The organism is Macellibacteroides fermentans (genome assembly GCF_013409575.1).
Lineage (GTDB): Bacteria > Bacteroidota > Bacteroidia > Bacteroidales > Tannerellaceae > Macellibacteroides > Macellibacteroides fermentans.
This window is the reverse complement of record NZ_JACCCY010000006.1, coordinates 42,646-56,780: the sequence shown is the minus strand read 5'-3', so window position 1 is coordinate 56,780 and position 14,135 is coordinate 42,646. Positions and strand designations below refer to the sequence as shown.

At 39.3% G+C, this 14,135-nt stretch carries 16 protein-coding genes; 5 read left to right on the top strand and 11 right to left on the bottom strand.

Annotated features, from left to right (window positions below; genetic code table 11):
• Window positions 1-4: 4 nt before the first annotated feature.
• Window positions 5-2,068 carry a hybrid sensor histidine kinase/response regulator gene (locus F5613_RS15155; protein ID WP_179400396.1) on the bottom strand — a complete coding sequence of 688 codons (2,064 nt, stop codon included), beginning with the start codon at window positions 2,066-2,068 and terminating at the stop codon, window positions 5-7.
• Between the two features lie 92 nt (window positions 2,069-2,160).
• Window positions 2,161-2,961 (bottom strand): ADP-ribosylglycohydrolase family protein, encoded by an 801-nt coding sequence (locus F5613_RS15150; protein WP_179400395.1) that lies wholly within the window; start codon window positions 2,959-2,961, stop codon window positions 2,161-2,163.
• A 246-nt stretch (window positions 2,962-3,207) separates the two neighbouring features.
• Between F5613_RS15150 and F5613_RS15145 the strand changes: the two genes are divergently transcribed.
• From F5613_RS15145 to hemH, 3 genes are read left to right on the top strand one after another with little or no spacing between them, the layout of a single operon-like run.
• Window positions 3,208-4,467 carry a putative DNA modification/repair radical SAM protein gene (locus F5613_RS15145; protein WP_179400394.1) on the top strand — a complete coding sequence of 420 codons (1,260 nt, stop codon included), beginning with the start codon at window positions 3,208-3,210 and terminating at the stop codon, window positions 4,465-4,467.
• A 3-nt stretch (window positions 4,468-4,470) separates the two neighbouring features.
• Complete coding sequence (locus tag F5613_RS15140) at window positions 4,471-5,238, top strand: TIGR03915 family putative DNA repair protein (protein ID WP_179400393.1); 768 nt, start codon at window positions 4,471-4,473, stop codon at window positions 5,236-5,238.
• Between the two features lie 35 nt (window positions 5,239-5,273).
• Window positions 5,274-6,290 (top strand): ferrochelatase, encoded by a 1,017-nt coding sequence (gene hemH / locus F5613_RS15135; RefSeq protein ID WP_218858950.1) that lies wholly within the window; start codon window positions 5,274-5,276, stop codon window positions 6,288-6,290.
• A 22-nt stretch (window positions 6,291-6,312) separates the two neighbouring features.
• On the opposite strand, the gene F5613_RS15130 is transcribed toward hemH, so the two are convergent.
• The 5 genes from F5613_RS15130 to F5613_RS15110 all read right to left on the bottom strand — a co-directional run bounded on the left by F5613_RS15130 (window position 6,313) and on the right by F5613_RS15110 (window position 10,050).
• Window positions 6,313-6,714, bottom strand: a complete 402-nt coding sequence (locus tag F5613_RS15130) for an FKBP-type peptidyl-prolyl cis-trans isomerase (protein WP_179400392.1) — start codon at window positions 6,712-6,714, stop codon at window positions 6,313-6,315.
• A 13-nt stretch (window positions 6,715-6,727) separates the two neighbouring features.
• Complete coding sequence (locus F5613_RS15125; RefSeq protein ID WP_179400391.1) at window positions 6,728-7,093, bottom strand: NifB/NifX family molybdenum-iron cluster-binding protein; 366 nt, start codon at window positions 7,091-7,093, stop codon at window positions 6,728-6,730.
• A gap of 194 nt (window positions 7,094-7,287) precedes the next feature.
• Window positions 7,288-7,920 (bottom strand): porin family protein, encoded by a 633-nt coding sequence (locus tag F5613_RS15120; protein ID WP_179400390.1) that lies wholly within the window; start codon window positions 7,918-7,920, stop codon window positions 7,288-7,290.
• Window positions 7,921-7,965: 45 nt separating this feature from the next.
• On the bottom strand, window positions 7,966-9,063 hold the full coding sequence (locus tag F5613_RS15115; protein ID WP_179400389.1) for a DUF4848 domain-containing protein: 1,098 nt from the start codon (window positions 9,061-9,063) through the stop codon (window positions 7,966-7,968).
• Window positions 9,064-9,423: 360 nt separating this feature from the next.
• On the bottom strand, window positions 9,424-10,050 hold the full coding sequence (locus tag F5613_RS15110) for a porin family protein (protein WP_179400388.1): 627 nt from the start codon (window positions 10,048-10,050) through the stop codon (window positions 9,424-9,426).
• Window positions 10,051-10,216: 166 nt separating this feature from the next.
• Between F5613_RS15110 and F5613_RS15105 the strand changes: the two genes are divergently transcribed.
• Window positions 10,217-10,591, top strand: a complete 375-nt coding sequence (locus F5613_RS15105) for a hypothetical protein (protein WP_179400387.1) — start codon at window positions 10,217-10,219, stop codon at window positions 10,589-10,591.
• Window positions 10,592-10,739: 148 nt separating this feature from the next.
• On the opposite strand, the gene F5613_RS15100 is transcribed toward F5613_RS15105, so the two are convergent.
• Together F5613_RS15100 and F5613_RS15095 are read right to left on the bottom strand one after the other, a co-directional pair.
• Window positions 10,740-11,414, bottom strand: a complete 675-nt coding sequence (locus F5613_RS15100) for a porin family protein (protein ID WP_179400386.1) — start codon at window positions 11,412-11,414, stop codon at window positions 10,740-10,742.
• 306 nt (window positions 11,415-11,720) lie between these two features.
• Window positions 11,721-12,821, bottom strand: a complete 1,101-nt coding sequence (locus tag F5613_RS15095) for a hypothetical protein (protein ID WP_179400385.1) — start codon at window positions 12,819-12,821, stop codon at window positions 11,721-11,723.
• Between the two features lie 186 nt (window positions 12,822-13,007).
• On the opposite strand from F5613_RS15095, the gene F5613_RS15090 reads away from it, so the two are divergent.
• On the top strand, window positions 13,008-13,334 hold the full coding sequence (locus F5613_RS15090; protein ID WP_179400384.1) for a zinc ribbon domain-containing protein YjdM: 327 nt from the start codon (window positions 13,008-13,010) through the stop codon (window positions 13,332-13,334).
• 56 nt (window positions 13,335-13,390) lie between these two features.
• Here the strand turns inward: F5613_RS15090 and F5613_RS15085 are convergent, their stop codons facing one another.
• Window positions 13,391-13,702, bottom strand: coding sequence for a nitrous oxide-stimulated promoter family protein (locus F5613_RS15085; protein WP_179400383.1), 312 nt, complete (start codon window positions 13,700-13,702; stop codon window positions 13,391-13,393).
• A 1-nt stretch (window position 13,703) separates the two neighbouring features.
• A complete protein-coding gene (locus F5613_RS15080; protein WP_068184918.1) occupies window positions 13,704-13,949 on the bottom strand; it encodes a hypothetical protein in 246 nt (81 codons plus the stop codon).
• Window positions 13,950-14,135 lie beyond the last annotated feature (186 nt).

Genomic DNA, 14,135 nt, shown 5'->3' with positions numbered 1-14,135 from the left:
ATTTTTAATTGTGTAATATCGCATCCAATTTTTCCTTCAACGTGGAACAACGGATCGGCTTTATGAGGTAATCATTGAACCCATTATTCACTATCTCACGAATATTCTCTTCAAAGGCATAGGCAGTTACAGCAATCACAGGAAAATCGGGCGAAAGATCCCGTATACCCTTCAATGCCTCTATCCCATCCATTTCGGGCATTTTGATATCCATAAGAACCAATGCCGGATGTTTCTCCTTAAAAAGGGTAACCGCCTCCAATCCATTTTTTGCATGTACCAACTCATACTCTTTGCGCAGCATCGCCTCGATAAGTTTGTAATTGGGAAGCGTATCTTCAGCCACCAGCAATATCGGTTTATCAGAAAGTACATCCTTTTTAACTATAACCGGATTGGTTGCTTTCCGTTTAGCAGAAGATGTTTTACTCACTTTATACGGGATGCTGAAACGAAAAACAGACCCCGCACCCTCTTCCGATTCCGCCTGAATGGTCCCTCCCAATCTCTCCACGACCGTTTTGGATATAAACAAACCCAATCCGGAGCCTTGAGCCACACTGTTCAGTTTCTTAAAACGTCCGAAAAGCTGGGATTGTTTATCTTTGGGTATCCCCATCCCCGTATCCTGAACAAAGAATTCCAACATTCCGTCCCGGAGTATATAACCGATAGTAATCTTACCTTGTTCAGTAAACTTAGCGGCATTGGATAACAAATTAACAATCACCTGCATCAACCGGTTCCTTTCCGAATAGACTGTACAATCAGGCAATCCCAATTCAAGACAAACTTCAATATCCTTATCTTTCAATCTTAACTTCAGATCGGCAGTCAACTCCTTCAGAATGGCATTTACATCCACATCCGAATAGATAAAGTCAAGTCTATTGGACTCAATCTTCGAAATATCGATTATATCATTGATAAGCTGCAGCAACAGGTTATTGCTGCTCTGGATAATGGAAGCATATTCCTTTTTCTCTTCGGCATCATCCGTTTCGGCCAAAAGTTCGGAAAAACCAATAATAGAGTTCAGAGGTGTACGTATTTCGTGACTCATATTTGCCAGGAAGGCCGACTTTAACCGGTCGTTGTTTTCGGCATATTTCTTATCCTCATCCGATTGCTTTTTCTGATTATACAATTCTGTACAGATCGCAATGATATTGGCCAAAGACAGCAGCCAAAGATAATCTTCGTTGGTCCACTTCCGGGGTACACACACCAGATCAATCCCCATATAGCCGATCATACGTTTTCCAGAATACATGGGAGCGAGCATCATGGAGCGTATATCCTGACTTTCCAGCATGTTCCGTTCTACTTCTCCTTGTGCAGGAATATCATCCAGCGAGTTCAATATTACCGGCCTGCCCGATGACAATTCTTCAAAAAGCCAACGAGTATCTATGGTAGGAATATTCTGGAGCCAATTTATCTCGGACGAAACGCCTTCTGATACAACTTCGTGGGTACAACTCTGCAGGGAAGCATCCTCGTTAAATTGAAAAATATATACGCGGCTTCCATTAAAGTTATTAAGCACCTTCCTCATAATATCTTCCGTAACAGCCAACGGATCATGCTTTGTCAGAAAATTCTGCAAAGAAACCGAAAGGGAATTCAGCTGATTTATAAGACTGTTCATTTTATTCTCCAACTTCAACACCCTGTGTTCCGCATCCCTTTTATCAATAAGCTGAAGGTATCCGAAACATTTTACACTACCATCCTCCAAAACAGTCCGTCTTATCAGTCCGGTCCGGATCAATCTCCCATTAAGTCCCGTAGCCACATATTTATTAAAATAAGTGGGAGGTAATAACAACTCATGAATTTCATCGTTGAGAAGCGAGGCTATCAGATTCTGAAACAACACAATGTAATCGTCGTTAAAATAAGCCGAAAGTTCCCTGAAAGTGATATACGGACTCTTCATCCGGAATATCTTACACAGCAACTCCGAAAAATAACAAGATTTACCGGTAAGATTGGCCTCCCAATAACCGGCATTGAGTACAGCAAGCAAATCATTAAGTCTATTTTCTTCTTCTATTTCAGACATAGTAAGGTATATATGAGGTGTATCAAATTGAGTTTTCACAAAGATAAGAAAATCAAAACAACCATCAATAATACAGAAAACATTTCGATTTCTTATCCTTTCTGTTTCGGTTCTATAAATTCGGTATAGAATACCTCAACAGTTTTCTTTATTTTTTCGGGCAGATAACTTAGCGTTTTTATTTTTATGCGCAACGGCAAACCGTAAAAAGCCTCGGCCACTCCCCCTGTTATACAGGCCAGTGTATCGGAATCTCCACCCAGGGATACAGCCAGACGAACCGCATCTTCATAATCTGAACTTTCCAGAAAAGCCACCAATGCCTCCGGAACAGTATGCTGGCAGGTTTCGTTAAACTGGTAATAGATGCGCAATTGTTTACAAGAATGATTCAAATTGTATCCAAAGGATGATTCAATATAATATTTAATTTCTTGCTTCGTACGCCCCGTCCTCGCCAGGTATATAGCTGCTGCCACAGCCTGGGCACCTTTAATACCCTCCGGATGATTGTGGGTGATGCAGGCCGATTCGGTAGCCATGTTTATGGTTTCGCTTAAGGAATCAAAACACCAGCCGACAGGAGACACCCTCATGGCCGATCCATTTCCGAAACTATAATACGGTTCGGGGGATTCGTCCCATATCCAGCGAAAGAAACTTGCACCATAAGCACCTGTAGGATACGGAAAGCGGCGGCACCATCTTTGCATAACAGAAGCCAGACTAACCGGACCTTCCCTCCTTCTGATCAACCAATCGGCCACAGCAACAGTACATATAGTATCGTCTGTATAATCACACCCTTTTTCAAATAACTCGAAATCAGTTCCCTTGTGATTATTAAATTCAAACCGCGACCCCACGATATCGCCTGTAATTGCTCCTATCATGACTAATCAAACTTAATCCATTGATGCTAAATATGTTCAACCCTATACTTATATAAACAATTCATAAAAGAAAATAATAAAAAAAAGAGAGATAAAATTTAGATTAGCGAAGGTATTTTTGCATTATTTCACTAAAGGAAGGCAGTATCGGCAGCAACATTTTCCCTGGGGAAGCATCCGGAAAGAAGAAAAATCCTTATTTTTGTAAGGTATACGGACAGACCATTTATATCCGGATCAATCTATATGGACGAAAGTGTAATTGACAAGCTTAAAATTCTGGCAGAATCAGCCAAGTACGATGTATCCTGCTCTTCAAGCGGCACCACCCGTTCCAACCAGAAAGGGGGGATAGGGAATGCGGCCGGATGGGGTATCTGCCATAGTTTTGCCGAAGACGGCCGATGCATTTCCCTGCTTAAGATTATGCTTACGAACCATTGCATCTACGATTGTGCCTACTGCATCAACCGGAGAAGCAACGATTTGAAGCGGGCTACTTTCTCCGTAACCGAACTGGTAAACCTCACCATCGAATTCTACCGGCGTAATTACATCGAAGGGCTTTTTCTAAGCTCCGGAGTGGTGCGCAATCCCGATTATACCATGGAGCGGCTGGTCCGTGTGGCAAAAGACCTCAGGTTGGTTCATCGCTTTAACGGCTACATCCACCTGAAGAGTATCCCCGGGGCCAGCAGGGAACTGGTAAACGAGGCCGGCCTGTATGCCGACCGCCTCAGTGTAAATATAGAAATACCCAATGAGAAGAGTCTGCAGTTACTTGCTCCCGAGAAGGACTTCCAGAGTGTATTCAAACCCATGAGCTATATCCAGCAAGGAGTTTTGGAAAGCGCCGAAGAGCGTAAAAAGTACAGATACGCCCCACGTTTTGCTCCGGCCGGACAAAGCACCCAGATGATTGTAGGAGCTACTGCCGAAACAGACAAAGACATCCTGCAACTTTCATCGGCCTTATACCAGCGTCCGTCCATGAAAAGGGTCTATTATTCGGGCTACATTCCCGTAAATACCTACGACAACCGCTTACCTGTACTTAAACAGGCACCCCTTGTACGCGAGAACCGGTTGTATCAGGCGGACTGGTTGCTTCGGTTCTATCAATTCAAGGTAGACGAGATTGTAAATGATGCCTATCCGGATCTGGATCTGGAAGTAGACCCCAAGTTATCCTGGGCATTGCGTAATCCACAGGCCTTTCCGGTAGATATCAACCGGGCCGACTATGAAATGCTGCTGCGTGTACCCGGTATAGGTGTAAAATCGGCTAAACTTATTCTGGTATCCCGCAGATATGGACGATTGGGAGCTTCGCAACTCAAGAAAATGGGTATCGTAATGAAAAAGGCACAGTATTTCATTACCTGTAACGAACTGCCCGTACGAACCATCAACGAGCTGTCGCCCCTTTCGGTGCGCAGTTTATTATCCAGAAAACCCGGCAGGAAGACCGACGATCGTCAGCAAGTGATCCAGTTCGAAGAATAAGTTATGGTAATCTACGTTTACGATAAAACATTCGACGGTCTGCTTACCGCTGTATTCGATGCCTTTGCCCGCAAATCGTTTCCCGAATTACTACTTGCCGAAGGTGAAGCTCTTCCATTGTTTTGCGATGAAGTTGTGACCATCTGCACAGACGATACGAAGGTAGAACGGGTATGGAAGGGATTACAGAAGAAACTTTCGGCTACCGCCCTCCATTGCCTCACCGTATGCTGGCTTTCCGAATTGGCGGACGTGGACCTCCTGTTGTTTCGTTACATCAAAAAAGCATTTAACTCCCCGTCGTCTATCGAGCTGAACTTTGGCGACCCCGATGTATTGGAAGTATCCAAGGTATGGCGAAAAGTAAGTCATGAGAAACACCGGATGATCGAATTTATACGATTCCAGAAAGCAGAAGACGGCACCTTTTTCGGGGCAATGGAACCGCTGTATAATGTACTTCCGCTGGTTGTTGGTCACTTTAAAGACCGTTTTGCCGATCAGAAGTGGCTTATCTACGATTTGAAGCGTGCCTACGGTTGCTACTACGACCTTCAGGAAGTTCGGGAAGTACGTTTCGACAGGATGGAAGAGCATCTTCTTTCGGGAATTCTGAACGATAAATTAATGGCCGAAGATGAAAAACTTTTTCAGAATCTTTGGAAGGCCTATTTTAAAGCCATCGCCATAAAGGAACGGATCAATCCAAGGCTTCACAAGCAGCACATGCCTGTAAGATTCTGGAAATACCTGACCGAAAAGCAAGGATAAAATAGTAACTTTGCATAAATCCCAACCGAATAATCATGCTAAAAGATAAAACAGCCCTATTGCTCGTAAACGTTGGCACCCCCAACAACCCCTCCGTACAAGCTGTGCGCCGCTACCTGTTTCAATTTCTGAACGATCCGCGGGTGATAGATCTGCCCTGGCTGGCAAGAAAGATACTGGTCAACCTCATCATCGTGCCCTTTCGTGCGCCCAAATCGGCCAAACTCTATCAAAGATTGTGGACCGACGAAGGATCTCCGTTGCTGACCAATACCATCCGACTGCAGGAAAAACTACAAAAAAGTCTGGAGTGTCAAGCCGATGTGTTTGTGGGTATGCGTTATCAGGAGCCCTCTATCCGCAAGGCTGCCGAAAGCATTAAAGAAGGAGGTTACACCCGGTTAATCGTATTGCCGATGTTTCCCCAATATGCCTCATCAACCAGTGGTACAGCCTCGCAGGCCGTAATGGAAGAGATCGGGAAATGGAACACCATACCGCACGTGCATTTTATCAATCAGTTTTACAACCACCCGGCCTTTGTGGACGCATTTGCTCAACGTATAGCCGCATACCAGCCAAATACGTACGACTTTGTACTATTCAGCTACCACGGACTGCCAAACAATCACAATGATAAAAGTCACCCGGGCATCCCTTCCGCCCAATGTGAATGCGAGAAGGCAATGCCTCCCCACGGACAATTCTGTTACAAGGCAGCCTGCTACGAAACCACCCGTCTGCTTGTTGAAAAACTAAACCTGCAGGGCGACAAGTTTACCACTGCTTTTCAGTCACGTCTTTCCAATAACTGGATGCAGCCTTTTACCGATAAAACATTGAACATGCTTGCCCAAAAAGGAGTAAAACGTCTGCTTGTGGTAGCTCCCTCATTTACGGCCGACTGTCTTGAAACAACCGACGAGATCGGACACGAATACAAAAAAGAATTCATGGCTGCCGGAGGAGAACAGCTCACTTTGGTGGAGAGTCTGAATGACTCCGATCCTTGGGTGGATGCACTTAAGCAAATTCTGGCATCCCACCTTTAAACATCCATTTAATAACTGCCTACTATTTAACGGCTAGCAACTCTACTTCAAAAATAAGGGTAGAATAGGGTTTGATAATTGGATCCGGCATGGATCCATACCCCAGTTCGCAGGGAATATAAAGTATCCAGCGAGAACCGGCAGGCATCACTTTAAGAGCCTCCTGCCAACCCTTTATCACCTCATTTACACGGAAAGATTCCGGTCTGTTTCTTTTAAAAGAGTTATCAAACTCCTTACCGTTAATTAAGGTACCCTTATAATGTACCTGCACCATGCTTTTGGCGGTAGGGATTGTTCCTTTACCCTTTACCAACACTTTATATTGTACCCCGCAAGGCAGCACCTCGACACCTTCCTCCTTCAGATTCTCTTTCAGAAACAGGATATTCGCCTCCTTATATTCCATATATTTTAAACTCATAGATAAATTATGATTAATGATTGCAAGTATGCCCCTCCGCATGTGCATCGCAAGTATGACCACCATCCTTCAAGTCGCCATCCAGATACCGGGTAACCAATTCGGTTACATCACCTGTACAATTGCGGACAACAGAAATTCCATGCGTATTCAGTTTTTGGATAGCGCCATCGCCTATACCTCCGGCAATCATTAGCTTAACCCCCTCCCGCTCAAACACCTCGGCGATATTCGACTTACATCCACAACCTTGTGGTGAATCCATCTTTGTTACAGAGACAACCTGATTAGACGAAATCTCATAAATCTGATAAAAAGCACAATGTCCAAAGTGCGCATCTATCTGGTTATTATCCTTTACCGGCACTGCTATTTTCATACTTGCTACGTTTAAATAATACTATAAAATTGTTCCTCCACAGATAAATGAAGGTCTTTTATGGCAGCAAAGATAAAAATAGTTTTGAACACTTGTTCATATTAATCACATAAAAAACATTCCCCGTCGTATCAATATACAACGGGGAACATCTTTTTAATGCTAATCCAAATATCAATTAAACAGGAATTTATTTAGAATCTGTAGCCGAAACTCAAACCATAGGTCCGGTTCTTAAATCTTGCTTGAGTTGATTTTAGGCCAAAATCACTGGAGAGACCGATAGAATATTTGTCATTGTATTCCAAAGCTGCTCCGGCAGCAAGACCAGTATCAAATTTTTCTACTCCGGCAGAAAATGAATCCACCTTATCCTTTCTCTTTGATCCATCCAGTAGTGTATTCGTATTTTTGAACTTCCCAGTAATGCCGTAAGCAATATACCCTCCGCCACTGAAGATAAGTTTTAATTTCTCTGAAACATTAAATCTGTAAGTCAGCAGCAGAGGTAATTCAACATATACTTTATTGTCTGTAATATTGTACGACTTCAGCTTCTCTGAGTTTTCCATAAAAGGAGGGAAATAATAATCTCCTTTATCTTTATAGCCCTTAGATATTAGTAAGAGTGAAGGTTGAACCCCCCAATGGTCATTGAAATAATAATCCATTCCAACACCAACCTGATATCCGGGTTTGAAGTCCACATCCCCCCAGTTAATAATATTGCTGATATTTATTCCGGCTTTTGCATTCCATGATATTTGGCTATATCCAGACAAACAAACTAAAAGCAATAGTAAAGTAGTAATTAATTTCTTTTTCATTGTTCAAAATATAAAATTATAATTATTGTCTAATGCCTATTCCTGCTAAAATTCAACAAAAGTTGCTTCAGGCAGATAACAAGTCCATACGATGACTGGTGTTCCATCAAAAGCTCTAAATTCAGTTCTAAACTCAGCGCTAATAGGAGGAGTAATATAAATCGGCTTTCCATTATCATAATTACCTGTTATTCCCCAAGGGAGTGGATTACTATCAAGCCAATCATGTGATGAATCTGCTTTTTTATGAAAATTATATGTAAATTCTCTACCTTCAATAAAAAACTTCATATTAGTATTTGTTTCACTCTTGTAATTTGCCCATCCAAGCCAAGTTTTTTTTCTGAAAGAAATTTCTAGCTTTAAATACATTCTGAAATTAAACCCAGACGTAGAAGGAGGAATTGGATTTATATTTTGTTTATTACTTTTACGCCCAAATTTAAACCTCAATTTTCTATCTCCATCAGAATCATAAAACCATCCTGAATCAACTTCATCACCAATAAAATCAGAAACGGTGCTTGAATTAACCAATGCAATGGCCTTTAAATTCATCGAATTATTTAAATCATAATATGCTTTTCCTGTTGTTTGAAGATCCGAATAGTTAAAAATATTTTTTAAATTTCTTATTTCTTCCCCAACAATAACTAAGCCATTTAAATTTGCGAGAATCGCTTTTTCCTCTTCTATTGTCGGCAAATAGAAGCCCATATCCTCCTTATACATAGGAAAATATAAGTATTGTTCATATTTTTGTTTAAAAGCCATATATGAAGATTCCGTTTCATCTACATTGTCAAAGTCTGACAATGCTTGTTCAAAAACATCTTGAAGTGAATTAAACCCTTCCAGATTTTGCATCCACAGTATTCTTTCCTCATAAGTCATTTGTTGAAGTTGTTTCAGGGTCCTTTCAAACGAAGCTTCATCTTTAAATTTAAGAATAAACGGGTCTTGCTTATCTTGAGATTTAAAGGTTTTGGTCAGAGTTGAATAATCTTTTAATGATACTAATTCGTAATCCTTAATTTGTTGTTCCTTTGAATCTATAATATCAGATTCATTGTTACAAGAAAAAAGAGTTAACAAAAATAGAGTAATAAAAAATTTAATTTGATAAACAATGCTTTTTTTCATTTTTAAATAGGGATTAATAATACATAAATTCATTGATAAAAGGTCTGTGCTTTATATTGCATTTTCCAGTGATAAATAAGTTAGCGTGCACGTATATATATATATCGTCACAAATCTATAAAATATAAATTGATTATCTTTAATTTTTTAATTATTATATACAATATTCATCATTATTAACTCTTAACACTTTAAACGCAAAGATAAGTTAACCAGAAAGGGTCGATTATGTAGTAAATAATACTTCAAAAGAAGAGTAACGTGCAATAACCATAACGAAATATATTTCCCAAGGTATCAAAATACAACAGAAAATAACTATTCTACACCTGCATAAATTTCAACAATACAGGAATTTATTTAGAATCTGTAGCCAAAAGTCAGACCGTAAGTCCGGTTCTTAAACGTTGACTGGGTAGATTGTAGTCCGAAATCACTGCTTATGCCGATAGAATATTTCTCCTTATATTCTAAAGTTGCTCCGGCAGCAAGACCTGTATCAAACTTTTCTACACCCTCAGAAAATGAGTCCATCTTTTCCTTTCTTATTGATCCATTCAATAGAGTTGCAGTATTTTTTGTCTTTCCGGCAATTCCATAACCAACATACCCACCTCCACTAAATATAAGTTTATATTTCCCTGAAACATTAAATCTGTAAGTCAGCAACAGGGGTAATTCAACATATACTTTATTGTCAGTAATATCATACGATTTCAGCTGCTCGGATTTATTTATAAAAGGAGGATAATCTCCTTTAATTTTATAGCCTTTGGATATCAGCATGAGTGAAGGTTGAATTCCCCAATGGTCATTGAAATAATAGTCCATTCCAACACCAAACTGGTAACCGGGCTTAAAGTCCACGTCGCCTGAGTTAATAGTATTGCTAATATTTACTCCGGCTTTTGCATTCCATGATATTTGGCTATATCCAGACAAACAAACTAAAAGCAATAGTAAAGTAGTAATTAATTTCTTTTTCATAGCACAATGTTAAGATAATTATTAATTGGTATTAAATACGTATACGATTCAATGATAAATATCATGTTGCTGCAAATATATACAATACAAATTAATTATCATTAATTATTTCGTATATTTGGAACTATCAAATTACTATAACCAACTAACAAAAATATGGATAATTATGAAAACAAAATTATTTTTTAATCTAAGCGCAGTAAAAGTTTTATTATTTTTTCTCTTTTTTTCTATCTGTTTTAGTTGTTTGAAAGAAGATGACTTAAAACAAAATGGACGTGTGAACATTTCATTTACTAATAAACATCCAGATATTATACTTTCGGTCTATTCCATTGATAATGAAACCACTCCGATATACGAAGTGTCTATGGATAACAGAGTTGATATCGAAATTCCATTAAATGTAGGTAATTATATTCTAAAACCATATTCAAGTTCAGCATTTTACGGAAAAACTGGATTTCAAATTATGAAGGATAATACTACTTACATCGAATTTGACAAAAATAATATTGGGATAGTTCGGTTTTCAAATTAGCATGTATGTATCTGGCAAATTGCATTTAAAGCTTTACTATTAATTGAGAATGTTTTATAATAATTAAGGTTGCAAGATTCTGGATGTGTAATCCATCTTTCTTGCAACCTTACTTTATATCATAGCTATCAAAATTAAGGCACCTTATTTAGAACTTATAGCCAATTCCGATTATAAGACTTCGGCTTTTTAAGGCATTGCCCATTTTTCCATAACCATTCCACACCTTATTGAATCCTAAATCATATGCTCCGTGGCAAATAATATTACCGGCTTCAATATTTAATCCGGAACGTACTCCATAATCCCAACTTTCGAAGGCTGTTACAGTCGTTTGCGCCCAATCATTAAACTTTTCGTCTTTAAATGGATTCCAGCTGTTATCTGCAAACCGAAATACCTCTTCTGCTTCAAAATTTATGGATTTAATCTCACTATGACCATGTAAACCATACGAAAGAAAAATACCTACATTAGGAATTAGCCTGATATTGTTCCCAATAGGAATTTTATATCCTATGGATAGTGGAAGTTCCAGATATGATAGTTGGACATCGAACATTTTCAACTGCTGAGAATAGTTCAAGTCGCTCCACAATCCGTTAACACCTTTAACCACGTATCCCAGTCCGCTTAAAAGAGTTAAGTCTTCATTTAACTCGTAATTGCATAGCACACCAATCTGTATACCTGTTTTACTATTAGCAAAATTTTCAGAAAGGGTTGATGAAGTTATAGATGCATTAACTCCAAACGAAACTTGGCCGTGGCATAAAATACTAAAGAAACATCCTAAAATTACACATAATATACTTTTTCTCATTGTTAGAAAATTAAGTGTTTAATGATTAACATTTTACATAATCCTTATGTTAGCGAAGAACGAGTTTTTTATATTATAGTGCAAACTTATTCAGTTATTATTAATTAATAAAACACAAATATAGCTAATTAATAATTCAACGAATTCCGACTAATAACAAAGTTTTTTGAAGCTAAATAGGCAAACTAACATCATAAAAGATAAAAACAAATTACTACATCCCTTTTTGGGGAATAAAAAAGGGTAGTCAAAATCTTGACTTACCCTTTTTGTTATTACGAGAAGGAAATATAGCGCCCTTCTTTATTATCTGCGTCTTACTTCTGTACGTTTTGTTTCCGTAGAAGTTTTGCTTTCGGTGCTTTTCGTTTCTGTATTACTACGAGAACTGTTACTTACACTGCTGCGTGAACTGCGACTACTGTTGTTTGATTCGCTCCGGGTAACGTTCTGTTCTTCTTTCCTCATCTGACGTTCCACCTTTACAGGCTGACCAATCTGACGTCCGTAATAATTGGTATGTTGCGAATCCTTAACAGCTTCCGAAGCATTATTTTGTCTGTTCTGATTCTCATTAGATCTGTTTACAGAACCTGAACGATCATCGTTATTGCTCCGGTTGTTTGAATTGGAACGATTCGTTTCGCTTGCACCTCCTACATTGGAACGATCCGTAGCATTATTACGTTCAATTGTATTGTTACCACTTCTGCTTGAGCGGTTGGGCGTTGTTGAACGGTCGTTTACGTTTCCGGACGGACGTGGATTTGTTACATTCGCATTCCCGTTCCGATTGTCTTGCTGACGATTCACATTCGAATTGGAATTACCTGCCGATCTGGAAGATCTTGCGGGCTGAGTAGGTTTAATCTGTCGGGCCTTATCCTCTTTCGAATATTTAAACTCACGGCCGTTACGTATGCTTTCGTCGTTCCAATCGCGGGCACGATTACGTTCGTTGTTCTTCCAGAAAAACGCACTTCTCGTATTTTCGTTATATCCTCTTACGTAAGGAATATTACTTCTGTCGTAATAATCTCTATAGTAATAACGTGGATAGTTGGATACATAATACTGATGATGTTTCCAAGGCTCATACACCCTTACATTCAAGGCGATGGAATAACAATCACGCAGGTTAAATCCGGCATACATTCCCGGAAGAATACGTGAGTAACGCCAATAACCATTATCGAGGTAAATAAACACTCGTTCACCCAGATCATAATAAACCTCAATATCGGGAATATAATAATACCTTACGCCACTATAATAAGGAGGCGCCCAGTCTGGATTATCATAAACCACCTGTTCGTCTGTTGTATAATATGGCGACATACACGCTGTAAATCCTGATACAATAAATGTAAATACAGCGATTATTGCAATTGTCTTAAACTTTTTCATATCTCTTTTGTATTATGTGAATAAAAGAAATAAATCATATTGTTCTTATACATATATAGATGTTCGAAACCTTAAAATGTAAACTGGCAGCGAAGATAATTAAAAAGAATTAACACTATGCCTCATTTTACCTAAAAGGTAAGAAGTAATATCCCTATCTTTGCCGCTCATTTTAAAATTAGAATTATGAGTGAAATTTCCAACTGTCCGAAGTGCAACATGGACAACACCTATTTTGATGGCACAACCAATGTTTGTCCGGATTGTAGTTATGAATGGTCTGAAAATGATGTGCAGGAACACGTTGAAGTTGCAAAAGACAGCAACGGCGCCCTTTTGGAGGATGGCGACTCGGTTACGGTTATCAAAGATTTAAAAGTAAAAGGTTCGTCCATGGTTATCAAGCGTGGAACCAAAGTGAAAAGCATACGACTTACAGAAAATCCGGAAGAAGTAGATTGCAAGATCGACGGAAGCAGCATTGTCCTTAAGACTTGCTTTCTAAAAAAATGATGCATCACAATCCAAATAAAAGCCCCGGGGTGTACTAAATACACTTTGGGGCTTCATTATTTTGAGAACAATGACTCTATCATATGCCTTAATGCTGCTCCGGGAGAGTAGAGTAACATCCGGGGACCGGCATAACGCATCACCTGTTTCATCTTTTCGCGCATTTGCGGCTTGTAACAATGTACCGTACACTGTTTACAAGCCGTTTTATTTTCGCCGAATGGGCATCTGTCCAGCCGGGCAAAGGCATATTCCATCAAGGCTTTGCATGAATCGCAAAGCTCTTGGTTCTTTTCCTTTTTACGGCAATACAGCCGTATCATCAACTCGGCCGTCCTCTTTTCTCTTTCTATTTTGGGAGAAGACATTTTATTTATTCCGGTCCAGATTCATTACCTTAAGTACAAATATACTGCTGGGCACTTCGAAGGCATCCTTTATACATTGGGTTACGGCCGACATGGTTTGGTCGAATTCTCCAAAAATATGGGTGGACATGCTGTTCGGTTTTACAGTAATAGCCGGATTAGCTTCCAATGCTGCAATAAATTTCTTGATGGTAGGTTTATAATCTTCCAAAAGTGGGTAATAGCTTATTTCAATTGATACTTTCATATTCGTTTCTATTTTGCTTGGTTGTTGAAATCCAAAATTACAAAAACATTCGCTTTAACCGGACGTTTTTTGTTATTTTAATAATGATTCCGAATATCGCGGCTAGCGGAAAGCTAACCTCAACCTCTCTATCTACTAGTGCGTATCCTTAGGGATTCTAATTTTTTGAGTACGAACAACTATTCG